The sequence below is a fragment of the Mesorhizobium sp. B2-4-19 genome (assembly GCF_006441315.1).
In the GTDB taxonomy this organism is placed as follows: Bacteria; Pseudomonadota; Alphaproteobacteria; order Rhizobiales; family Rhizobiaceae; genus Mesorhizobium.
This window is the reverse complement of sequence record NZ_VFUV01000019.1, coordinates 18,227-37,739: the sequence shown is the minus strand read 5'-3', so window position 1 is coordinate 37,739 and position 19,513 is coordinate 18,227. Positions and strand designations below refer to the sequence as shown.

26 protein-coding genes and 1 pseudogene are annotated in these 19,513 nt (G+C 65.4%); 13 read left to right on the top strand and 14 right to left on the bottom strand.

Annotation, left to right across the window (positions count from 1 at the left end):
- Window positions 1–726, bottom strand: a complete 726-nt coding sequence (locus FJ546_RS25555; protein ID WP_140891849.1) for a 3-keto-5-aminohexanoate cleavage protein — start codon at window positions 724–726, stop codon at window positions 1–3.
- Between the two features lie 190 nt (window positions 727–916).
- On the opposite strand from FJ546_RS25555, the gene FJ546_RS25550 reads away from it, so the two are divergent.
- Complete coding sequence (locus FJ546_RS25550) at window positions 917–1,108, top strand: hypothetical protein (RefSeq protein WP_181168084.1); 192 nt, start codon at window positions 917–919, stop codon at window positions 1,106–1,108.
- On the opposite strand, the gene FJ546_RS25545 is transcribed toward FJ546_RS25550, so the two are convergent.
- On the bottom strand, window positions 1,109–3,208 hold the full coding sequence (locus tag FJ546_RS25545; RefSeq protein WP_140891847.1) for an EAL domain-containing protein: 2,100 nt from the start codon (window positions 3,206–3,208) through the stop codon (window positions 1,109–1,111).
- 222 nt (window positions 3,209–3,430) lie between these two features.
- Here FJ546_RS25545 and FJ546_RS25540 point away from each other — a divergent pair, with 222 nt between their 5' ends.
- A complete protein-coding gene (locus FJ546_RS25540) occupies window positions 3,431–3,880 on the top strand; it encodes an ester cyclase (protein ID WP_140891846.1) in 450 nt (149 codons plus the stop codon).
- A 266-nt stretch (window positions 3,881–4,146) separates the two neighbouring features.
- Complete coding sequence (locus FJ546_RS25535; protein WP_140891845.1) at window positions 4,147–5,217, top strand: phosphatase PAP2 family protein; 1,071 nt, start codon at window positions 4,147–4,149, stop codon at window positions 5,215–5,217.
- Between the two features lie 81 nt (window positions 5,218–5,298).
- On the opposite strand, the gene FJ546_RS25530 is transcribed toward FJ546_RS25535, so the two are convergent.
- Both FJ546_RS25530 and FJ546_RS25525 read right to left on the bottom strand, forming a co-directional pair.
- Window positions 5,299–5,835: a hypothetical protein gene (locus FJ546_RS25530; RefSeq protein ID WP_181168083.1), complete on the bottom strand. Its 537-nt coding sequence runs from the start codon at window positions 5,833–5,835 to the stop codon at window positions 5,299–5,301.
- 121 nt (window positions 5,836–5,956) lie between these two features.
- On the bottom strand, window positions 5,957–6,283 hold the full coding sequence (locus FJ546_RS25525) for a DUF1330 domain-containing protein (RefSeq protein ID WP_140891844.1): 327 nt from the start codon (window positions 6,281–6,283) through the stop codon (window positions 5,957–5,959).
- A gap of 176 nt (window positions 6,284–6,459) precedes the next feature.
- Here FJ546_RS25525 and FJ546_RS25520 point away from each other — a divergent pair, with 176 nt between their 5' ends.
- Window positions 6,460–7,152 (top strand): helix-turn-helix domain-containing protein, encoded by a 693-nt coding sequence (locus tag FJ546_RS25520; RefSeq protein ID WP_140891843.1) that lies wholly within the window; start codon window positions 6,460–6,462, stop codon window positions 7,150–7,152.
- Window positions 7,153–7,185: 33 nt separating this feature from the next.
- Here FJ546_RS25520 and FJ546_RS25515 read toward each other — a convergent pair whose 3' ends face one another.
- Window positions 7,186–7,584, bottom strand: coding sequence for a type II toxin-antitoxin system HigA family antitoxin (locus FJ546_RS25515; protein ID WP_140891842.1), 399 nt, complete (start codon window positions 7,582–7,584; stop codon window positions 7,186–7,188).
- Window positions 7,562–7,738 carry a type II toxin-antitoxin system HigB family toxin gene (locus tag FJ546_RS25510; protein ID WP_246686957.1) on the bottom strand — a complete coding sequence of 59 codons (177 nt, stop codon included), beginning with the start codon at window positions 7,736–7,738 and terminating at the stop codon, window positions 7,562–7,564. The genes FJ546_RS25515 and FJ546_RS25510 overlap by 23 nt, the downstream gene beginning before the upstream one ends.
- A 131-nt stretch (window positions 7,739–7,869) precedes the next feature.
- On the opposite strand from FJ546_RS25510, the gene ada reads away from it, so the two are divergent.
- The 4 genes from ada (at window position 7,870) to FJ546_RS25485 (ending at window position 10,826) form a co-directional block, all read left to right on the top strand.
- The gene (gene ada / locus FJ546_RS25505) at window positions 7,870–8,997 is read left to right on the top strand and encodes a bifunctional DNA-binding transcriptional regulator/O6-methylguanine-DNA methyltransferase Ada (RefSeq protein WP_140891841.1); all 1,128 of its coding nucleotides are present in this window, start codon (window positions 7,870–7,872) and stop codon (window positions 8,995–8,997) included.
- An 18-nt stretch (window positions 8,998–9,015) separates the two neighbouring features.
- Complete coding sequence (locus tag FJ546_RS25500) at window positions 9,016–9,225, top strand: hypothetical protein (RefSeq protein WP_246686956.1); 210 nt, start codon at window positions 9,016–9,018, stop codon at window positions 9,223–9,225.
- Between the two features lie 309 nt (window positions 9,226–9,534).
- Entirely contained in the window at window positions 9,535–10,086 is a 552-nt protein-coding gene (locus tag FJ546_RS25490; protein WP_140891839.1) for a methylated-DNA--[protein]-cysteine S-methyltransferase, read from the top strand.
- Complete coding sequence (locus tag FJ546_RS25485; RefSeq protein ID WP_140891838.1) at window positions 10,083–10,826, top strand: 2OG-Fe(II) oxygenase; 744 nt, start codon at window positions 10,083–10,085, stop codon at window positions 10,824–10,826. Before FJ546_RS25490 ends, FJ546_RS25485 begins: the two co-directional genes overlap by 4 nt.
- A gap of 42 nt (window positions 10,827–10,868) precedes the next feature.
- Here the strand turns inward: FJ546_RS25485 and FJ546_RS25480 are convergent, their stop codons facing one another.
- The gene (locus FJ546_RS25480; RefSeq protein WP_140891837.1) at window positions 10,869–11,798 is read right to left on the bottom strand and encodes a sigma-70 family RNA polymerase sigma factor; all 930 of its coding nucleotides are present in this window, start codon (window positions 11,796–11,798) and stop codon (window positions 10,869–10,871) included.
- Window positions 11,799–11,886: 88 nt separating this feature from the next.
- The gene (locus tag FJ546_RS25475; protein ID WP_140891836.1) at window positions 11,887–12,840 is read right to left on the bottom strand and encodes an alpha/beta hydrolase; all 954 of its coding nucleotides are present in this window, start codon (window positions 12,838–12,840) and stop codon (window positions 11,887–11,889) included.
- A gap of 83 nt (window positions 12,841–12,923) precedes the next feature.
- Between FJ546_RS25475 and FJ546_RS31745 the strand changes: the two genes are divergently transcribed.
- Window positions 12,924–13,385: a hypothetical protein gene (locus FJ546_RS31745; protein WP_246686955.1), complete on the top strand. Its 462-nt coding sequence runs from the start codon at window positions 12,924–12,926 to the stop codon at window positions 13,383–13,385.
- 35 nt (window positions 13,386–13,420) lie between these two features.
- Here the strand turns inward: FJ546_RS31745 and FJ546_RS31945 are convergent, their stop codons facing one another.
- The 3 genes from FJ546_RS31945 to FJ546_RS25465 all read right to left on the bottom strand — a co-directional run bounded on the left by FJ546_RS31945 (window position 13,421) and on the right by FJ546_RS25465 (window position 14,432).
- Window positions 13,421–13,564: a hypothetical protein gene (locus FJ546_RS31945; protein WP_281405662.1), complete on the bottom strand. Its 144-nt coding sequence runs from the start codon at window positions 13,562–13,564 to the stop codon at window positions 13,421–13,423.
- On the bottom strand, window positions 13,510–13,677 hold the full coding sequence (locus FJ546_RS31740; protein WP_281405663.1) for a hypothetical protein: 168 nt from the start codon (window positions 13,675–13,677) through the stop codon (window positions 13,510–13,512). The genes FJ546_RS31945 and FJ546_RS31740 overlap by 55 nt, the downstream gene beginning before the upstream one ends.
- Window positions 13,678–13,844: 167 nt before the next feature.
- A complete protein-coding gene (locus tag FJ546_RS25465; protein ID WP_140891835.1) occupies window positions 13,845–14,432 on the bottom strand; it encodes a dihydrofolate reductase family protein in 588 nt (195 codons plus the stop codon).
- 111 nt (window positions 14,433–14,543) lie between these two features.
- Between FJ546_RS25465 and FJ546_RS25460 the strand changes: the two genes are divergently transcribed.
- Window positions 14,544–14,966, top strand: a complete 423-nt coding sequence (locus FJ546_RS25460; RefSeq protein WP_140891834.1) for a helix-turn-helix domain-containing protein — start codon at window positions 14,544–14,546, stop codon at window positions 14,964–14,966.
- Between the two features lie 133 nt (window positions 14,967–15,099).
- On the opposite strand, the pseudogene FJ546_RS25455 reads toward FJ546_RS25460, so the two are convergent.
- Window positions 15,100–15,234, bottom strand: a pseudogene (locus FJ546_RS25455) (DUF899 family protein); the annotation flags it as partial.
- 207 nt (window positions 15,235–15,441) lie between these two features.
- Here FJ546_RS25455 and dinB point away from each other — a divergent pair.
- A complete protein-coding gene (gene dinB, locus FJ546_RS25450; RefSeq protein WP_140891833.1) occupies window positions 15,442–16,689 on the top strand; it encodes a DNA polymerase IV in 1,248 nt (415 codons plus the stop codon).
- 1 nt (window position 16,690) lies between these two features.
- On the opposite strand, the gene FJ546_RS31735 is transcribed toward dinB, so the two are convergent.
- Window positions 16,691–17,203, bottom strand: a complete 513-nt coding sequence (locus FJ546_RS31735) for an excalibur calcium-binding domain-containing protein (RefSeq protein WP_246686954.1) — start codon at window positions 17,201–17,203, stop codon at window positions 16,691–16,693.
- Between FJ546_RS31735 and rsgA the strand changes: the two genes are divergently transcribed.
- Window positions 17,202–18,242 (top strand): ribosome small subunit-dependent GTPase A, encoded by a 1,041-nt coding sequence (gene rsgA, locus FJ546_RS25440; protein WP_181168082.1) that lies wholly within the window; start codon window positions 17,202–17,204, stop codon window positions 18,240–18,242. The genes FJ546_RS31735 and rsgA overlap by 2 nt on opposite strands.
- A 35-nt stretch (window positions 18,243–18,277) precedes the next feature.
- Here the strand turns inward: rsgA and FJ546_RS25435 are convergent, their stop codons facing one another.
- Window positions 18,278–18,808, bottom strand: coding sequence for a sterol desaturase family protein (locus FJ546_RS25435; RefSeq protein ID WP_140891832.1), 531 nt, complete (start codon window positions 18,806–18,808; stop codon window positions 18,278–18,280).
- A 187-nt stretch (window positions 18,809–18,995) separates the two neighbouring features.
- On the opposite strand from FJ546_RS25435, the gene FJ546_RS25430 reads away from it, so the two are divergent.
- Window positions 18,996–19,460, top strand: a complete 465-nt coding sequence (locus FJ546_RS25430; RefSeq protein ID WP_140891831.1) for an NUDIX domain-containing protein — start codon at window positions 18,996–18,998, stop codon at window positions 19,458–19,460.
- Window positions 19,461–19,513 lie beyond the last annotated feature (53 nt).

Sequence of the window (19,513 nt, the reverse complement as noted above, 5' to 3'; positions counted from 1 at the left end):
TCAGCCGGCGGACGCGGAGCGGAAAACCGCCACTGCGGCCGCGACGATTTCCGCATTGTCCTTCGCCACGGTTCCATCGGCCAGCGTCTTGCCGTCTTCCAGCCCGACCCGCGTCGACCACCGCTTTTGGCGCGCCAGCTCGACGAACGGCCAGACGGTGGCGTCGACGCCATGCAGCAGGATCGGCCGCCGCACTTCGGCGTGCTCGAGCACGGCGGCGATACCGTTTGCCTCGGCGAGTGCTAAGGCAAGGTCCGGTATGTCGATCTCGATCAGGATGCGCAGCACCCGGTCATGGTCGGCGAGCGCCACGAACCGCTCGGCGTCTTCTGTCGTGGCGAGCCCGGCCTCGATGCCGACGCCGCGCTGGCGCAGCAGCTCCATCACGGCGGGCGCGTCGGCCTCGGAGAGATTGACCGAGGCATAGTCGGGCAGCTCGCGCCAGCCGGCGATCGCCGCGCGGGTGCGCGCGACATCGTTCTCGATCCAGGCGCCGGTCGACACGCCGACCAGCGTGCCCGGGCAGGCCCGGCGCGCGGCCAGCACCGTCGCATCGACGGCGGCCAGGCTTTCGTGCCCGTCGGCGCCGCGCGGATGGATGTGCAGTTCGCCGGCACCGGCCGCGACGCAGGCCGCCGCATCGCCGGCCATGGCCTGCGCCGTAAGCGGCAGCTTCGGGTGAAAGTCGCGCGGACGCGCGCCGTTGATGCAGGCCTGGACGATCATCAATGTCACCTCGGACAAGGGAGGTGGCAGTCTAGTCGCCCGACAAGGCAGGGCCAAGCGTCGCGCGCTGCCTCTCCTGACAGCGCGGCCAAGATCCATCGGCATTTGAATAAAAACCGCCTGTGGATATTTACCCCACATTCCGCCGGGCCGGCCAAGATAAATCAGGGCGGGATCATGGAGGGAACCATTGAGCAGCGATTTTTCAGCCGCCCGCATCCATCTCGAACGCGCCTATCATTATCTGCGCGGCAATGACGAGACGAGCCGCTCGGCATGCGAGGCCCTCGACCTCCTGATCGAGACGGTGGCGGAAGCCCAGCACAGGCGACCCGAGACCGCTGTGCTGGAATTTCCGCAAGCGATGATGCGGCAACTCTGATTAGGACGCCTTGCGGGCCGGTGCCGCGCTTGCCGGCCCGATGGCGCGCGCGACGATCTGCTCCAGCGGCTCGGGCCGGTGCAGCAGGAAACCCTGGCCGAAATCGACGCCCATCGCCTGCAGGATGACGAGCGTCTCGGCTTGCTCGATCTTCTCGGCCACGACGGCGCAGCCGACGCTGCGGGCAATGCCTGATATGGCCGAGACGATCTCGCGGTCGAAGCGGCTCTCGGCCATGTGCTCGATGAAGGAGCCATCGATCTTGATGGCATCGACCGGAAAGCGCCTGAGATATTCGAACGAGCTCATGCCGGCGCCGAAATCGTCGAGGCTGACCTTGCAGCACCGCTCGCGCGCCTTGCGCACGAACGTCTCGGCGGCGTCGAAATTGGTGACGGCGGCGGTTTCGGTGATCTCGAAGCCGATGCCGGAATGCGGCGCCCCGGTCTCCTCGATGATGCTGTCGACGAAGTCCCACAGTCCGGGATCGCTCAGCGTCTGCGCCGACAGGTTGAAGCCGAGCGTGATCGCGCCGGACTTCATCGCCGCGCCATGCCGCGACAGCGCGGTGCGGATAATCCAGCGATCGAGCCTGGCGGCTATGCCGAAGCGCTCCGCCGCCGGGATGAATTCGCTGGGCGGAATCAGCTTGCCGCCGCGTCCGGCAAGCCGCGCCAGCACCTCGACATGGCGGTTTTCCTGCCAGGGCCGCCCCAGCCGGTGGATCTCCTGGCCGAACAGTTTCAGCCTTCCGTCCTCCATGGCGTCGACCGTGTCGGCGGCGAGCCGCGCCGCGTTGAGGCCGCCGGAATTGGCCTCGGCCGAAAACACCGCGAAGCGGTCGCGCCCGGCGGCCTTGGCCGCGTAGCAGGCGTCGTCGGCGCAGGCCAGCGCATCGGCGACCGTGGTCACCCGGTCGTTGACGATAGCGATGCCGATGCTTGCCGCGAGCCGCCGCGCGGCCGCGGCAAGGCCGAGATCGGCGCCGCGCACGGCCGCCAGTATGGCCCCGGCCAGCCGCTCGGCCTGCGCCGCGTCGCAATGGGGCACCAGCAAAGCGAACTCGTCGCCGCCGAGCCGCGCCGCATGCGCCGATGGCGGCAGGCAGCGGCCAATGCCCGCCGCCACGCTTTTCAGCGCCAGGTCGCCAGCGGCGTGGCCGGCGAAGTCGTTGAGCGCCTTGAAGTAATCGAGATCGACATAGAACACCGCCAGCGGCTCGCCCGTGGCAATGTGGTCGGCAAGCAGCCTGTCGAAGGCGGCGCGGTTCCAAAGGCCGGTCAGCGCGTCGTGGCGGGCGGCAAACGCAAGCTCCTGTTCGCGCAGCTTGTCCTCGGTGATGTCGCGCACGGTGCCGAGAATCTGGCCGTCAGCACCCGCGGCGGCGACGTAACGCACCAGCGATTCGATGTGGCGGATCTCGCCGTCGCGCTTGACGATGCGGTATTGCGAGGCGGTTACGCCGCTCGAGCCGGGTGGCGGCTGGTGGGCGCGCTCGGTGGCTTCCTTGTCGTCGGGATGCAGAAAACTGTGCCAGAGGTTGGCCGGCACCTCGTCGGCATCGGCGGCGACGCCGAACATCTCCCTGGTGCGGGCGTCCCAAAAGCTCTTGTGGGTGGCGATGTCGTAATGCCAGATGCCCGTGCCGCTGGCGGCGAGCGCCAGACGGAAGCGCATGGTGACCTGTTCGAGCGCGGCCTCGGCCGCCTTCTGCTTCGAAATGTCGGTCTGCACGCCCATCAGCCGCAGCGGCCGCCCGTCGGCGCCGCGTTCGACGATGCCGCCGCGGTCGAGCACCCACACCCAGTGGCCCAGCTTGTGCTTCAGCCGCATTTCCGTCTCGATGGCATCGGTCAGTCCGGCAATGTGGCGGTCGCCGCTGGCCAGCGCCCGCTCGCGGTCGTCGGGATGGGTGAGCTCCAGCCACAAATCGCTGGTGTTGGCGAGTTCATCTGGCTCGTAGCCCAGCATTCGCGCCCAGGTCGGCGAATAGAAGCAGTCGCCCGTGCGGAGATCCCAATCCCAGACGCCAAGATGGGCCCGCTCCAGGGCCTTGGCCCAGAACGCTCCGTTGCGACTTTTCTTGCCCTGACGCGCCATCGTCTGTTTTCGCCCTGCTCCACCCGCGGGCAATCTGCGACAAAACCAGAGAAGAAACAGTTACCGAGAAGCATGCCTTCCCGCCTGCAATATTCCTGGCGCCCCGTCTTTCGATTGGCCGGCAAGAACCGGAGTTTTGCGCTCCCCCGATGGGCCTAGGGAATGCCCAGGTCATCAGCGGCACCGCGGATGACCCCAGCCAAACACGAAAGGACGCTCCCAATGACCAAACAGGAAGACAACAAGGCCGTCGTCGTCAGATGGTTCACCGACTTCTGGGGTGAAACCTGCGACCTGTCCGTCGTCGACGACATCGCCGCGCCCGACATGCTGCTCAAATATTCGCTGCACGAGCCGCGCCGGGGCCGCGACGACATCAAGGCCTTCATGACCGATTTCCGCGCCGCCTTCCCGGATCTCAACTTCTGGGCTACGGCCGATCTCATCGCCGAGGGCGACTACGTCGTCGGCCAGTGGGAGGGCGGCGGCACGCATACCGGCCCGGCCTTCGGCGATTTCCTCGCCGGTTCGCTGCCTGCCGCCACCGGCCGCGCCATGCGCTTCACCGGCACCACGGTGCTGAAGGTGATCGACGGCAGGATCGTCGAGGAGATCGGCCTCGACGACGGCGTCGCGGCGCTGACGCAGCTCGGCCTGATCAGGGCCGCCTGATCCACAGGGCCATCGCCGGCCAGGCGGTGGCCCGCTTCGACCGCGGCCGAAGCCCGGCAACCTTTCGGGTTTGGAAACCGCGCCGGCGCAGTCGCTACTTCTGCATTCGACGATGGCATCTTCGTCAACGAATCCTTGACGGAAAGGGAAGAAATATAAGCATCCAATATTTGTATTTTTTATCCGTCCAAAAGTGTAATTGAATAGTAATACTTCATCGGAGAAATACCCCTGTTAATGCTTGGGCAGTTGGCGGGTTTTCCTCAATGAGTGCGCACACCGCGCAGCGGAACGGCGAGTGCCGGCCGCTTGGCGTTTTTGACCTGGACATCGCCGCGACCAGGAGCGGCTGGATGCTGACCGCCCTGTGCCTGACCTATGCCCTGGCCGCGTTTTGCCTGCAGCCGGGCCGCTATCTGCACCTGGCGCAATCCTACGCGGAGCCATTCGTCTTCTTCCTGCCTACGCTTCTTGCCGCCGGCCTCGGCGCGATGGCGCTGACATTTGCCAGGCATAGCCCGACGCGGTTCATGCTCGATATGCTCAGGCAGCGCTGGCTGGGCGCCGCATCGGTGATCCTGCTGTCCTTTCTCGGCATAACCGCCTTCACCACCTTCAAGATCCTCATCCCCGATATCGTGCCCTTCTACGCCGACCGCATGCTGGCGGAGCTCGATGTTGGGCTGCATGGCGCCGATCCCTGGACATGGGCGCATCGCGTCGTTCCCGAACGCATTTCGGCTGTCATCTTCATCGGCTACGGATATGGCTGGCACGTGCAATGGTTCGGCACCTTGCTGTTCGTCGCCTTCTGGAACAGCCCGGCAGCGCGTTTGCGTTATCTCTGGGCGCTCGCGCTGACCACGATCCTGTGCGGCACCGTTCTGGCCATGGCGCTGTCTTCCGCCGGCCCGATATTTCACGACCAGTTCTACGGCGGCGACCGGTTTGCCGGGTTGCAGACCGCCTTGGACCGGAACGGCTACGCCGCGCCGGTCCACATGTATGCCAGCTATCTGCTCACAGTCTACACAAGCGGCCGCCCCGAACTGGGCGGCGGTATCTCCGCCATGCCAAGCATGCATGTCGCCTTCGTCACGCTCAACGCGTTGTTCCTGAGCGGTTTCGGCCGCTGCTGGGCCGTCGCCGGCTGGTCCTTCGCGGCACTCATCCTGTTCGGCTCGGTCTATACCGGCTGGCACTATGCCGTGGACGGCTACCTTTCGATCCTCGTCGTATCCGTAATCTGGTACCTGACCGGGCGTTTCGTTCTGCCGCGGACGAGCCGCGATACCGTCGGGATGCGCCTGCCTCTGCCCGAACCGGCACCGCAATGACCGGGCCTGGCCGAGGCCAGGCGAACCACCCCGCCGCCTCTCGGAAGAGGCTAGCGGCATAGCGCCGCCTGACCTTGCCGGCTACTGGCTCGGCGCCATCGCGTGTTCGCAAGACACTTTCGGGTTCATGTCGGCGAAAGTGCCGGTCGGGTTGCCCTTCCAGGCCCAGACATGCAGCTCGTAGAATTCACCCAGGCCATAACGGTTGGGGGCGCTGTTGAAGTTGAACAGCTGTCCGTCCAGCGACGCCGGCCCCTTCGAGGTGATGTATTCGACCGCCACCAGCTTGAGCGTTCCGTCGGCCATCGGCTCGTACATCACGGCCTCGGGACGGGCGATGTCGATCTTGTCGTCCTTCAGGTATTGGCCGTTGACGTAGTGGATGCCCATGGCGCCACCGGTGATGCCGCTGGCGCAGGGAATGGGCGCATAGCCCTCGGCCGTCGCCGCCTTGACATCGAGGAACCGGCTGTTGGCCGCCTGTACCTTCTCGGCCAGCGGATTGGGACCGGACGCGGCTCCGGCCGCTTCCTGATGCGCCTGTGCGAAGGTGGCGCAGACGGCCAGCATGGCCCCCGTCATGACGAGCCTGTTGCGAAAGTTTGATTTCATATCCATTCCATTCTTCTTGAAAAAGCACAGCTGGCCGGCCGCCGAAAATATGGCGGCCCGGCAGGCAAGCGCTGTGACTGTTGCTGCTTGGAGATCCCGAAATCGATGTGACGACTGCCGGGAAGGATCATCCCTTGGGTAGATATGGGATCGTTCCGGCCAGATCGGTATCGTCGATCAGCTGGAAGCGGCTATCGCTGCCGCCCTGACGCGCCGAAACGAAAGGCGCATAGGCCGGATCGTTGGTGAAGGCGCGCGCCGCCGCTTCCGACGGGAACGCCATCAGGGCGATCAGCGTGGTCTCAAGCGGCTTGCCTTCAAGCGTCTTCACATTGCCGCTGCGCGACAGATATTTGCCGCCATGCTTGTGGACGATGTCGTGCACCGAGGCCGCGTAGCCCGGCACCCATTTCGGATCCTTCATCTTGATGTCCGCGATAACGTAAGCAGTCATGGTCGTCTCCTGGTTGCGGCGCACAGGGCTATCCCGTGCGACCGGCCAAAGGGCTCGCATGGCCGGCCCCTCGCCAACCAGTCCGCGATCTGTACTGGGGCGGTACAGTTTCCGTACTGGCCGCTTCATTCATGAAGGCCTAATGTTCGGCCAGCTTCGAGGGAGGAGCACCGATCATGGCCCAGCACGGATACAAGCAGTTCTGCCCGCTATCGATGGCCGCCGAGGTGCTGTGCACCCGCTGGACGATGGTGCTGATGCGCGAACTGGTGGCGGGTTCGACCCGCTTCAACGACCTGCGCCGCGGCGTCCCCAAAATGTCGCCGACCCTTCTGTCGCAACGGTTGAAGGAGCTCGAGCTGGCGGGGATCGTCGAGCGCAAGGAGGTGCCGGGCGAGAAGGGGATCTTCGACTACCGGCTGACCGAGGCCGGCCGCGATCTGCGCCCCGTCGTCGAGGCGATGGGTTTTTGGGGACAGAAATGGGTCGAGTCCCGGTTGTCGCTCAAGAACCTCGATCCGTCGCTGCTGATGTGGGACATGCGGCGCAATCTGAACCCCTCGCCGCTCCCCGAAGGACGCACGGTGATACAATTTCTGTATCTGGATCTGCCGGCGTCCAAACGCTCGTGGTGGCTGATCGTCGAAAAGCACGGCGAGGTCGATCTGTGCTGGTACGATCCGGGCTTCGATGTCGATCTCTACGTCTCCACCGACCTGCACACGATGACGGCAATCTGGATGGGGTTGCTGACCGTCGAGAAAGCCGGCGCGAAGGTTTCCCTGACGGGCGACCAGGCTATCGGCAAGAAGATACAGACCTGGCTCGGGCTCAGCCCGTTCGCCGTGGAACCCAAGAGGGCGGCATAGGAGAACCGGTTCATGCCAACGAAGCCAGTCGGCTTAGGCTCGCTTGCGCTCCCTATCATTTGCAAGGTGATAGGGTTGCACGAGGACTTCGGCAGGAATGTTCCATTCCTTGTTCAGCTTGAAGATCATATCCACGGTAAGAGCGCGCTTCCTGTTCAGCACCTCGGTTGCCCGAGGCGATGATCCGATCACCTCGGCCAGAGCCTTTCGCGATAGGCTGAACAGTTGCATGTGCGAATGAATGGCTTCGATGGGATCGGGGGCTTCAATCGGGTAGTGCTTGTCCTCATAAGCCTCAATCAGAGTTGCAAGAACGTCGAAGCGATCACCATCGAGTGAGCCGACCTCCGGTTCATTCTCGAAATATTTGGTGATTTCGGCGATCGCCCAATCGTAATCGGCTTCGGTCTTAATGGGTCGAATGTTTTCCATCGAAATCGACTGTCGCTCCAAACGCGGCCTTGATGTCTGCCGGAGTTTTCCAGTCAGCGTTGCTGACAGCCACATACCAAGCCGTCAAAGGAGCTTCGGCCTGATTGTGTTTGGCCCAAAAATCCTTCAGCGCTTTCCTGGCGATGACCTGCATGTCCCGATATAGCAACTTCCCAATTTGGGAACAAGAGGGAGTTTCCCAATCTGGGAAGAACCCGTGCGAGGCATCCTGGCGGTTGGCAGGAAACGGGTGGCGGAGCCGTCTTCCAGCGGCTTCAATGCGGCATGTTCATCACTCTCGCCAAAGACCTCAAATCGACGCCGCTGCCGGTCGCTGATGACCCGCGCTGGGCGCGCATCGTCGCGCGCGACAAATCGGCGGATGGGCAATTCTGGTATTCGGTGGCGACGACCGGCGTCTATTGCCGGCCCTCCTGCCCGTCGCGGCGCGCCAATCCCGTCAATGTCCAACTGCACGACACGCTGGCTCAGGCGAAGGCGACCGGCTTTCGCGCCTGCCGGCGCTGCAATCCGGACGGCCCTTCGCTCGAGGCCGGCAATGCCGCGATGGTCGCCGATGCATGCCGCAGGATCGAACAGAGCGAGGAAGAGCCATCGCTGGCCGAACTGGCTGATGCCGCCGGGCGCAGCGCCGGCTATTTCCACCGCGTCTTCAAGGCGATCACCGGGCTGACGCCGAAGGACTATGCCGCCGCGCATCGTGCCGCCCGGGTCCGCCAGGGTCTCGAGGACGGCGCCAGCGTCACGGTGGCGATCTACGATGCCGGCTTCAACTCGAGCGGGCGCTTCTACGAGAAATCCACCGGCATGCTCGGCATGACGCCGACGCGCTACCGTGCGGGCGGCGCCAATGAGGACATACGCTTCGCCGTCGGCGAGACCTCGCTCGGCGCCATACTGGTCGCGTCGAGCCGCAGGGGCGTCGCCTCGATCCTGCTCGGCGACGATCCGGACGCGCTGGTGCGCGACCTGCAGGACCGTTTCCCCAAGGCGCGGCTGATCGGCGGCGACCGCGACTACGAGGCGCTGGTCGCCCGCGTCGTCGGCTTCGTCGAGGCCCCACAACTCGGCCTCGACCTGCCGCTCGACGTGCGCGGCACCGCCTTCCAGCAGCGCGTCTGGCAAGCCTTGCAGGACATCCCGGTCGGCGGCACGGTTTCCTATGCCGAGATCGCCGCGCGCATCGGCGCGCCCAGGGCAACCCGCGCCGTCGCAGCCGCCTGCGCCGCCAACGCCCATGCGGTCGCGATTCCCTGCCACCGCGTGATCCGCAAGGACGGCGTCCTGTCCGGCTACGCCTGGGGCGCCGAGCGCAAGCGCGCGCTGCTCGACCACGAGGCCGGCGGATCGGCGAAGGCCGCCGGCAGGGCCTGCCGGTCTTCGCGGGCGTGACGACCGGCGATGCGCACGATGGCAAGGTCTTCCGCCGCCGGTGCGAACATCGAGATCGCCAACGGTGCCGCCATCGACGCGAAGTCACAGGTCTTGGCCGCCATCGGCAAGCTGGTCGATGCCGGTAAGGCCGAATGGGGCCGCACTGCGAGTGGCGAGATCGAGCTGCGGCTGTTGTCAGGCGAGGTTTTCCTGCTCGGTGAGGTGTCCGTCACGCGTGTCGCGTGACCTGTAGACGGTTCAAAAGTCAGCGCTCTACGGCGCCCCCCTCTGTCCTGCCGGACATCTCCCCCACAAGGAGGGAGATTGGCAGCTCTGGCGCCGGCTCATTTCTTGCAACGCTGGAGATTGGCGAAAGCAGTGGTGACGGCCAATCTCCCCACTCGTGGGGGAGATGTCCGGCAGGACAGAGGGGGGCGCCACAGAACGCGACGACGGTGGTCTTCACAGATGCGATTTGAATTTGAAAGCAAGCACCGGAGTGAGCGAGGAAAGCCGCCTCTGTAGGGTTCAGGCACAGACAAAGGAGTCAGGGCAATGAACCTCTTGCAAACCCAAATAACCACACCGGCGGCGATAGCCACCCTCGACACCATCGCCTACGCCGTCGGCCAATCCGCGATCGGCAAGATCCTCGCGGCGCGCAGCCCGATCGGCGTCTGCGCCATCCTGATCGGCTCCGACGCCGACGCGCTGGAGCAGGACCTCGCCGACCGCTTTCCCGGCAAGGTGCTGGTCAAAGACAAGGGCTCTCTCCACGATGATCTCGCGGCTATAGCCCGCTTCATCGAAACGCCCAGCGCCGGCCTCGACCTGCCGCTCGACATGCGCCATGGCACGCCGTTCCAGCAAAGGGTGTGGGAGGTGCTGCGCGCCATCCCTTGCGGCGCCACCATCACCTACACCGCGCTTGCCCGGCGCCTTGGCCGGCCGAACGGCGCTCGTGCCGTGGCGACCGCTTGTGCCGCCAACGCCATCGCGCTCGGCATTCCCTGCCACCGCGTTGTTGGCGCCGACGGCACGCTGTCGGGCTACCGTTGGGGCATCGAACGCAAGCGCGCTCTACTCGACAAGGAGGCCGCGATATGAACGCTCACGCCAAGGTTGCCACAGCGGCGGTGGAAGCCGCCGAAACACGCGTCGCCGCATACGACTGGCCGGCGCTGGCCGCCGAGCTCGACGGCTTCGGCTGCGCGGTGATGGAAAAGCTGCTCTCGCCCGAAGAGTGCCGGCAGATCGCCGGCCTCTACCCCCAGGAGCAGCATTTCCGCAGCCACATCCACATGGCCAGGCACGGTTTCGGCAGGGGCGAATACCGCTACTTCCGCTATCCCTTGCCGGACCTGCTCGGCGGCCTGCGCAGCGCGCTCTATCCCAGGCTGGCCGAGGTCGCCAACCGCTGGAACGAGCGCATGGCGATCCCCCTGCGCTACCCCGCCACGCATGCCGAATTTCTGGAACAATGCCATGCCGCCGGCCAGGTCAGGCCGACGCCGCTTCTGCTGCAATATGTCCCCGGCGACTTCAACTGCCTGCACCAGGACCTCTATGGCGATCTCGCCTTTCCCCTCCAGGTGGCGATCCTGCTCTCCGAACCGGGCGAGGATTTTACCGGCGGCGAATTCGCGCTGACCGAACAGCGGCCGCGCATGCAGAGCCGGGTCGAGGTTGTGCCCTTGCGCCAGGGCGACGCGGTGGCCTTCGCCGTCCACAACCGGCCGGTGCAGGGAACGAAAGGCAACTACCGCGTCAACCTGCGCCACGGCGTCAGCCGCCTGCGCTCAGGCATGCGCCACACGGTCGGCATCATCTTTCACGATGCGAAGTAAGGTGCCGGTTCACGCCTCCCAGTAGGGCGGATCGCCACTCCATCATCGGTCGGCAGCCACCATCTCCAGGATCCACGGGCAGGCATAATAGTCGGCGATGTGGTCAATGACACCGCCGTCGGCATGGATGCGCACGAAATAGGCTGGCCGCCAGAGCTCGCCATGGAGCCTGTCGACGAGCAGCAAGGCCTCCTCCTGGACCACGGCTGGCCGCATGCGCCAAGGCTCGCCGCGCTCATACTCGACGAAATAGGGCGAGTCGGAGAGCAGGCCATCGTAGCAGTCCGAAACCCGCAGCCGGGCGTCGGCGCTGGTCAGCGCCCGCACCCCGTCCCAGTCCCTGGCATTGAAGAGCTCGACATAGCGGCTCAGCAGCCGCTCCAGTTCGGGGTCGTGCGCGGGTGCCGCGACCGGTTGCGCCGGCAAGGCGGCGAGCTTGGCCCGGCCGCGATTGAGCGCCGACTTGACGCCGCCCGATGTCGAGCCGACCAGGCCGGCAATCTCCTCCAGCGAATGGTCGAAGACATCCTTGAGCAGCACGCAGGCGCGCTCCTTCGGCGGCAGGTGCACCACCAGCCTTTCGATGGCGCGGCCGGCGCCCGCACCGGCGGGTTCGACCGGCAGCACGATCTCATCGCTGGCATAGCCAGCTTCGGCCTTGAGCCGCGTGCGGCGGCTGCGGATGAAATCGATGCACCTGTTATGCGCGATGCGGAACAGCCACGGCCGCAAGGCCTGCGCATCGTCGAGCAGCCCGATCTTGCGATAGGCCTCGAACAGCGCCTCCTGCATGATGTCCTCGCCGTCGAGAGCCGAGCCGGTCATGCGCGCGCAATAGCGGTGCAGACGGACCCGCAAATGCGAGACCGTCTCCAGGAACGCCCGGTAGCGAAGGTCGAACAGGCCTTCGGGATCGAGGCGCGGCTCGATACCTTGCCCCATCTCACGGGATTTGCGGATCTGCTGGTTCATCGCGGCGCGTCGCTCAGCCTTGCCGCAGCATCGCGCAGGCGCCGCGCCTCCACAAGCACGAAGCGCAACCCGATCGGCCCGCCCATGCCTACGCCGCCTTGCCGCCGGCAACCTTGCCGTTGGCGGCATTGTCACCGGCAGCCGGCAACCCCAACTTCGGCCGCACCCAGGCGGCGAGGCGGCGGATCGCGTCGTCGGCTTCCGGCGCCCGGCCGGCCATCATCTGGAAGGAGTGCAGCATGTCGTCGAAGACGTCGAGCCGCGTCTCGACGCCAGCCTGCCGCGCGCGCTCGGCGAACATGCGGCTTTCGTCGACCAGCGTCTCATCGGCGCCGGCCTGCAGGAAGACGGGCGGAAAGCCGCTCAAATCGGCATAGAGCGGGCTGACCTCCGGATCCAGCCGGTCGCGGTCGCCGATGAAGTTGGTCACCAGCCAGTCGACGCCGCCCTTGGCGAAGAAAGGATCCTTTTCGCGGTTGGTTTCATAGCTGGCAGCGGTCAGCGCCATGTCGAACCAGCCGGAGATGATCAGAGTGGCGGCCGGCAGCGGCCGCCCTTGCGCGCGCAACCGCTGCAGGACGCCATAGGTCAGCACCGCGCCGCAGGAATCCGCGGCAAGCACGATCCGCCTGGTGTCGAAGCCCTGGTCGATGAGCCAGTTCCAGGCGACCATCGCCGCATCGAGCTGGGCCGGATACTTGGCCTGGCTGGCCAGCGGATAGCCATAGAGCAAGGCCCGGCAGCCGACGGCCTTGGCCAGATGGCCGACCAGCTTGCGATGGGTGTAGATCGAGCCGCCGACGAAGCCGCCGCCATGCGCATAAAACAGCACGCGCTGCTCGTCGGCGCCCTTCGGCACAGTCCACAACGCCGGCACGCCGCCGGCATCCGCCTCGATATAGTCGACGCCGCCGGGTTCTCCGGTCAGCGCCGTCCAACTGGCATCGTTGAACTCGACGAACGCCTGCGGACTCATTTTACCGGCATTGGCGGCGATCGCCGCGTAGTGGTTCCTGTTTGCCTCGCTCTCGATGCTCGCCATGATGCTCTCCTGGTTACGGATCGCGGACCGCGCGACCTTTCGGAAAGCAAAGACGAGTGGGCCGACAAAAAGGATACGTCGCCGTGGACGATTTTTCCGCCCCGGCTAGCCCGAAACATCGCGGCGTGGCGTTGGGCAAATTCGACGAACGGCGTCGGCCGCACGCCGAACATGTCGTGCGTCGCCAGGTGCACCCGCGATTTCGGCCGTCGCAACCGCTCGGCCAATTGTTCGTCCAGCGCATCGGCGAAGCCGGCCGGAACGCCGCTGGCCAGCAGATTGCGTCGCCGCTCTGCGGGGCTGACATCGACATAGCGAACCGGCTTGCCGATCGCCTGCGATATAAGCGCGGCGATATCGCTCATCGTCAGCGCCTGCGGTCCGGTCATATCGAGGCTCTCGCCTTCATGGCCGCCATCGCGCAGCAGCCGGAAGGCCACCTTGGCGATATCCTCGACATCGACCGGCGACAGTTCGGTCTCGCCGAGCGCGAGACAGAATGCGCCCTCGGCGGCAATGGTCGTCGCGCAGGTACACCTGCATGAACTGGCTGGGGCGCAGATGCGTCGATGCCAGAACTTCACCACACATGCGCGACACCGGCCTGGCTGCAGGAATCGATGAAGCGGCACTGCGTTTCCGTCATGTCGTCGGCAGCAGTCGAAATCATCAGCACGCGGTCGATGCCATCAAGTGCCGCGCCCAGCGCTTCCGCCCGGCGCATGTCGCCCGCGACCAGTTCCACGCCGGCAGTCCGCCGAGCCCTGCCGCCGACGCCCGGTCCGGATCGCGCACCAGCGCCCTCACCTCATGCCCCTGCCGCGCGAACTCGCGCATGATCGCCTTGCCGTTCAGCCCCGTGGCGCCCGTCACCAGGATCATCGTCATCGCCGTCTGGGATTGAGGCGGCCGCCACGCCGGCGACCGCAGCTTGAAGACGAAGAGACGAGGGCAAGGGATTCTGCCCAAACGGTTTTTTGACAGGAACCTTCGCCGTGCCCCACTCACTGCGCCGGGGCGTAGCGGTTGACCACCATGCCGCAGGCATAGGCTTTCGAGCCGAGCAGCCGGAGGTTACGAAAACCGCCCTCGTCGAAGATGCGGCGGCCGGCGCCCAGCACGGCCGGATTGATGAACAGCTGGAACTCGTCGACCAGCCCGGCGGCGATCAGCGACGAGGCGAAGCCGGCGCCGCCGAAGACGGCGATATCAGCACCCTCGCCCGCTTTCAGCGCGTTGACCTCACGCGGCAGGTCGCCGCTCACCACCGTCGTGCGCTCCCATCGCGAGGTTTTCAGCCTGTCGCTCGGCACCACCTTCAAGGCGTCCACGATGCGCTGGGCGAAGGCGTAGAACGGATCGCGCGGAAACCTCTTTGCCGCATTGCCCCAATGGCTGAGATAGCCCTCCTCGGCCATCTTGCGGCTGAGCAGGATGGTGTCGATGCCGGCGAAGACGGTGTTGAAATCGCGCTTCAGCTCTTCGTCCCAGCCAATGTCGTCGCCCCATTCCCAGAGCTGCCAGCGATGGTCCTCGTTCGCCCCGACAAAACCGTCGACCGACATCTGCATCTGCAAGATGAGCTTCTTCATCGTCGTCTCCTCGTTTGTTCGGTTCAAAGGAAATTGCTTTACTTTTGGAACCATTGACGCAAGGCAAAAACGATGTCAAGAGTAAAGTGATTTAAAAATGGAACCATAGACATGTCGACGCGCGAAAGGTCCGGCTGCCCGATCAGCCTGTCGCTGGAACTGCTTGGTGATCGCTGGACGCTGCTCATCGTCCGCGACCTGGTCTTCGCCGGGAAAAGGCATTTTCGCGAATTCCTGCAATCGGATGAAGGCATCTCCTCGCGCACGCTGGCCGAGCGGCTGCAGAGGCTGCAGGACGAAGGCATCCTCACCCGCAGCGACGATCCGAGCCACCGGCTGAAGGCGATCTACCGGCTGACGGAAGCCGGCATCGACCTGTTGCCGGTGCTGGCCACGCTCGGCGCCTGGGGCAGCAAGCACCGCAAGGCCGACGATCAGCTCGCCCGCATCGCCGACGAACTGGCGGCCGGCGGCGAGCCGGCGCTGGAACGGATGAAGGCGGCGCTGCGGGCCGAGCATCTGGCGAACACATGATCGCCGAAGCTCCTGATGGATGCCGCAAGGCCGAGGCGGGGCTTAACAGCGCGGCGATATCGGATCATCATCGACCATCATACTCGTCGTGAAGGCGGACCCAATCGCCCAGCGTATGCGATGGCCCGTTTTCGATGCGCAGCCAAGGCAGTGCGCGCCGCTCCGCCGCGAGTTGTTGACGCTGGCGGGTAAGCGCCTTCTCTTTTGCGAGATGCGATTTGTGCGCTTCAAACCAGTCCGAGTAAGGCGCGATGATGTGGTCGGTCATGTCGTGCTCCTTCCGCATTCAGGCATGCTGACAGCCTTGTTGCCCGTCTCTAGGACGTTGCTGAAAACCGCGATCCGACATTGGCTGTGCAATTTTCGCGGGAAGAGCACAGGCGATACAGCCGGGCGCGGACATGGCGCTTGACAGATGTACATGTTATGTTCTCTATTTGTTCCGGTCCATCAGCAACCGTGGATATGCAGCCGGATGGAAACGAGAGCCACCATCCTGCATGCCGATCTCGATGCTTTCTACGCCTCGGTGGAGCAGCTGCTCGACCCGTCGCTGCGCGGCAAGCCGATCGCGGTCGGCGGCGGCGTGGTGCTCGCCGCCTCCTATGAAGCGCGCGCCTTCGGCGTGCGCGGCGGCATGCCGGGGCGCAAGGCGCGCGAGCTTTGCCCGCAACTGATCTTCGTCGGCGGCAATTTCAGCCACTACCAGCGGCTGGGGGATGCGGCGATCAAGGTGCTCGACGATTTCACGCCGGTGGTCGAGCGCATCTCCATCGACGAGGCCTTCGCCGACGTCGCAGGCTGCACGCATCTGTTCGGGCAACCGCAGGAGATCGCCACGGCGATCCGCCGCCGCGTGCGGGCCGAACTCGGCCTGCCGATCTCGATCGGCGTCGCCCGCACCAAGCATCTGGCCAAGATCGCCTCGCAGGTCGCCAAGCCCGACGGGCTGGTGGTCGTCGATTCCGGCACCGAGCTGGCCTTCCTGCACGACCTGCCGGTCTCGCTGATGTGGGGCGTCGGTCCGGCGACCAAGGCAAGGCTGGCGGAAATCGGCGTCGAGACCATCGGCGAGCTGGCCAGAACGCATAGCGGCGCGCTGACGCGGCTGCTTGGTCCCGCCGCCGGCGAAAAGCTTGCCTCTCTTGCATGGAACCGCGACCCGAGGAAACTGGAGACCAGGCGCCGGGCGCATTCGGCCGGCGCGCAATCGGCCCTTGGCCAGAAACCCGCCGTGGCGCGGGTGATCGTGCCCACCTTGCTGCATCTGGCCGACCGCGTCGCCAGCCGGCTGCGCGCCAAGGGGCGGCCGGGCCGCACGGTGACGGTGCGCGTGCGCTTTGCCGATTTCAGCGCCGTCACGCGCTCGATCACGCTGGATCAGCCGATCTCGGCGACCACCATGCTGGCCGAGATTGCCGGCGACCTGGTGCGCGGCGTGCTCGCCGACCATCCACGCGAAAAGACCATCTCGCTGCTGGCGGTCTCGGTCTCGCACCTGGAGGAGAGCGCGGAGCTGCAGCTCGACCTGCCGCTCGGCCTCGCCGACGAGAAGCGCCGCCCCGGTAGCAAAAAAGGCCTCGCCCGCTTCGGCGCCGACCGCGCCATCGACAAGATCCGCGAACGCTTCGGCAAGCAGGCCGTCGGCTACGGCACGGTGGCGCTGGAAGCGGCACGCTCCGTGCCCGACGAGTTCAGGGAACTGGCGGAAAAGGAGCTGTGAGCTATCTGCCGGTCCGCGAATAGCGATGCACCCTGACGCCGCTGCCGCTTCCCCCATGCCAAGGTTCACAGGCGATACCGTCCCTGTCGGCATCATGCGTCGGCCAATAGCCCGGCTGTCCCTTGCGCGCGGGGGCAAGGCCGACGGCGCGGGCGGCCGCACAGTTGGGGAACGCGGCAAAGTGCCTTAAGGCGGCGAGCGGCGAGTCAATCTGGATGCCGACAAAGCCGTAGGCGATGTAGCCGGACAAGAGGATGAACGGCGCGAAAAGAGCCAGGTATTTCAGCCTGCCGTGGCGACGAGTTGCAGGCCAATGCAAGAATGGCAGAAGCATTCCCGGCACCCCCAGCTTCAGACCCGACACAAATCTATCTTCACCGGGCTGCCGCGACAACCGGCAGCGCTTGCCAAACCCCTCCGTGCCGCCCATACAGCGGCGTGGGCGGATCGCCCGTCCCGAGAGGTCCGCGCCTCTCCTATTTTTCCCGGGATTGTCCGATGTCAGCGACGCCATGCCCTTGGTCGAAGCCGTGACGGCCTCCTCCTCCGCCCCATCCCTATCGCTTGCCGGCCTTGGATGGTCGGAGTTCTTCGGCGACCAGCTTGAACCGGGCGATGCAAACCTCGTCCCGACCCGCATTGCCATGGTCCATCGAGACCGGCTGAGCGGCCAGTCGCAGAGGGGACAAACCGACCTGTCCCTGGCGCCGCAGGCCACCACCGGCGACTACGCCGTCGGCGACTGGGTGCTGGTCGAGCCGCATAGCCACCTCGTGCGGCGTCGCCTGACCCGCAAGACGGTTCTGGAGCGCCGCGTCCAGGGCGGCAGGGGGCCACAGCTGGCCGCGGCCAATGTCGACACGCTGTTCATCGTCACGTCCTGCAATGCCGACTTCAACATCGCCCGGCTCGAACGCTATCTGGCGCTGGCCAACGAGGCCGGAACGACCCCCGTGATCCTGCTGACCAAGGCCGATACGGCCGAGGACGCCGAGGCGTACCAAAGCCAAGCCGCCGCGCTGCAGCGCGGATTGGCCGTGGTGACGCTGAACCCGCGCATATCGGGCGCCGCGACCGCACTCGCTGCCTGGTGCGGCGCGGGGCAGACGGTGGCGCTGATCGGTTCCTCCGGCGTTGGCAAATCGACACTGGTCAATAGTTTGGCCGGATCGGCGCAGCAGACCGGAGCCATTCGCGAACACGATGCCAAGGGACGCCACACCACCACGGCGCGGTCGCTGCACGCCATTGCCGGTGGCGGCTGGGTGATCGACACGCCGGGCATGCGCACGCTGCAAGTCAGCGACGTCGCCTACGGCATCGACACGCTGTTTGCCGAAATCACCGAGTTGGCGCCGCTCTGCAAATTCCGCGACTGCACGCATGTGCACGAGCCGGGCTGCGCGGTGCAGGCTGCGTTGAAGGCCGGCACGCTCGATCCGGAGCGCCTGGCCCGCTGGCGCAAACTGTCCGACGAAAACCAGCACAACACGCCGGTGCTGACAGGATCTCGCGGCGCCAAGTCTCCCGCCGGCCGCGGCAAGCGGCGCTGAACGGCTGCCCCTACTGCCCTACTGCCCTACTGCCCTCAAAGCCGCGCCGTGCCGAAAATCCGGTCCCAGAACAGCGACGTCACGCCGAAATTGGCGTTGTCGTCGATATGGTGGTGCACCGCGTGGCGGCGCTTGAGCGTGTAGAGATAGCTCGGATGGGCGGGGTGCCAATGATGGATCATGTGGTGGACGCTGACGTACCAGAGATAGCCCAGCATCAGCCCGCAGCTCACCGCGCTGGCGGTCGCGAAATCCGAGAGCAGCCAGATGGGCAGCGCGATCAGCGCATGCACGCCCAGGCTGAGCCAGGTCGGCGTGCCCACCGGACTGCGCTCCTCGATATGATGACGGTCGTGCAGATCCCTGATGTAGGGGACGTGATGCAGGACGAAGCGGTGCAGGACGTATTCGATCAACGTCCACAGGCCGAGACAGATCAGCACCGTGCCGATCCAGTCCGGCGCGCTCTCTTCCCCTGCCTCGATCAGCCCGGCCACGCCCAACAGGGCGATCGCCAGCGGATAGACCACGAAATCGCTGTAGTAACCGATCAGACCGAGTTGCATTCCGGACGCCCCATCTGATTTCGACGCCGCCCCTGAAACGATGCTATCAGATTGCCGAACTCGCGAATGAGGTGCAATGCCGATGCATCTGACATAGCGTCGCAATTTCGCGGTGCAAGTTCAGCACGCATGATCGACCCGAGAATCGGCAAAACCTCGCACCGGCGCCGCAAACGGACATGCAAAAATGGCAAAACGCAGTGCGGGCCTGCTGATTTATCGTCGAATAGACGGGGATATCAGGGTGCTTCTGGTTCATCCCGGCGGCCCGTTCTGGGCAAGGAAGGATGAAGGCGCATGGTCGATCCCGAAAGGCCTCATCGACGAGGACGAGGACGAACTGGCGGCGGCGCAACGCGAGGCCGGGGAAGAGCTCGGCATCACGGTCGACGGCTCCTTCGCGCGCCTGGGTGACTACAAGCAGCCGGGCGGCAAGATCGTTATCGCCTGGTCCGTCGAGGCCGACCTCGATGCGACCGCCACCAGGAGCAACACCTTCATCATGGAATGGCCGCCGAAGTCCGGATCGATGAAGGAATTCCCGGAGGTCGACAGGACCGGCTGGTTCTCCTTGCCCGAGGCCGAGGTCAAGATGCTTGTCGGCCAGCGCCCGATGCTGGCGGATCTGGCAGCGCAATTGGAATCCGGTTGATTGCCGCAATATTCGTGACCCGTCACCTCAAGGGCCCGGCAAGGCGGACTCGC

Coding starts and splice junctions, on each gene's coding strand:
- FJ546_RS25555 (WP_140891849.1), bottom strand. CDS start 726: ATGATCGTCCAGGCCTGCATCAACGGCGCGCGTCCGCGCGACTTTCAC.
- FJ546_RS25545 (WP_140891847.1), bottom strand. CDS start 3,208: ATGGCGCGTCAGGGCAAGAAAAGTCGCAACGGAGCGTTCTGGGCCAAG.
- FJ546_RS25540 (WP_140891846.1), top strand. CDS start 3,431: ATGACCAAACAGGAAGACAACAAGGCCGTCGTCGTCAGATGGTTCACC.
- FJ546_RS25535 (WP_140891845.1), top strand. CDS start 4,147: ATGAGTGCGCACACCGCGCAGCGGAACGGCGAGTGCCGGCCGCTTGGC.
- FJ546_RS25530 (WP_181168083.1), bottom strand. CDS start 5,835: ATGGATATGAAATCAAACTTTCGCAACAGGCTCGTCATGACGGGGGCC.
- FJ546_RS25525 (WP_140891844.1), bottom strand. CDS start 6,283: ATGACTGCTTACGTTATCGCGGACATCAAGATGAAGGATCCGAAATGG.
- FJ546_RS25520 (WP_140891843.1), top strand. CDS start 6,460: ATGGCCCAGCACGGATACAAGCAGTTCTGCCCGCTATCGATGGCCGCC.
- FJ546_RS25515 (WP_140891842.1), bottom strand. CDS start 7,584: ATGGAAAACATTCGACCCATTAAGACCGAAGCCGATTACGATTGGGCG.
- FJ546_RS25510 (WP_246686957.1), bottom strand. CDS start 7,738: ATGCAGGTCATCGCCAGGAAAGCGCTGAAGGATTTTTGGGCCAAACAC.
- ada (WP_140891841.1), top strand. CDS start 7,870: ATGTTCATCACTCTCGCCAAAGACCTCAAATCGACGCCGCTGCCGGTC.
- FJ546_RS25500 (WP_246686956.1), top strand. CDS start 9,016: ATGGCAAGGTCTTCCGCCGCCGGTGCGAACATCGAGATCGCCAACGGT.
- FJ546_RS25490 (WP_140891839.1), top strand. CDS start 9,535: ATGAACCTCTTGCAAACCCAAATAACCACACCGGCGGCGATAGCCACC.
- FJ546_RS25485 (WP_140891838.1), top strand. CDS start 10,083: ATGAACGCTCACGCCAAGGTTGCCACAGCGGCGGTGGAAGCCGCCGAA.
- FJ546_RS25480 (WP_140891837.1), bottom strand. CDS start 11,798: ATGAACCAGCAGATCCGCAAATCCCGTGAGATGGGGCAAGGTATCGAG.
- FJ546_RS25475 (WP_140891836.1), bottom strand. CDS start 12,840: ATGGCGAGCATCGAGAGCGAGGCAAACAGGAACCACTACGCGGCGATC.
- FJ546_RS31945 (WP_281405662.1), bottom strand. CDS start 13,564: ATGCGCCGGGCGGAAGCGCTGGGCGCGGCACTTGATGGCATCGACCGC.
- FJ546_RS31740 (WP_281405663.1), bottom strand. CDS start 13,677: ATGCGCGAGTTCGCGCGGCAGGGGCATGAGGTGAGGGCGCTGGTGCGC.
- FJ546_RS25465 (WP_140891835.1), bottom strand. CDS start 14,432: ATGAAGAAGCTCATCTTGCAGATGCAGATGTCGGTCGACGGTTTTGTC.
- FJ546_RS25460 (WP_140891834.1), top strand. CDS start 14,544: ATGTCGACGCGCGAAAGGTCCGGCTGCCCGATCAGCCTGTCGCTGGAA.
- dinB (WP_140891833.1), top strand. CDS start 15,442: ATGGAAACGAGAGCCACCATCCTGCATGCCGATCTCGATGCTTTCTAC.
- rsgA (WP_181168082.1), top strand. CDS start 17,202: ATGCCCTTGGTCGAAGCCGTGACGGCCTCCTCCTCCGCCCCATCCCTA.
- FJ546_RS31735 (WP_246686954.1), bottom strand. CDS start 17,203: ATGGCGTCGCTGACATCGGACAATCCCGGGAAAAATAGGAGAGGCGCG.
- FJ546_RS25435 (WP_140891832.1), bottom strand. CDS start 18,808: ATGCAACTCGGTCTGATCGGTTACTACAGCGATTTCGTGGTCTATCCG.
- FJ546_RS25430 (WP_140891831.1), top strand. CDS start 18,996: ATGGCAAAACGCAGTGCGGGCCTGCTGATTTATCGTCGAATAGACGGG.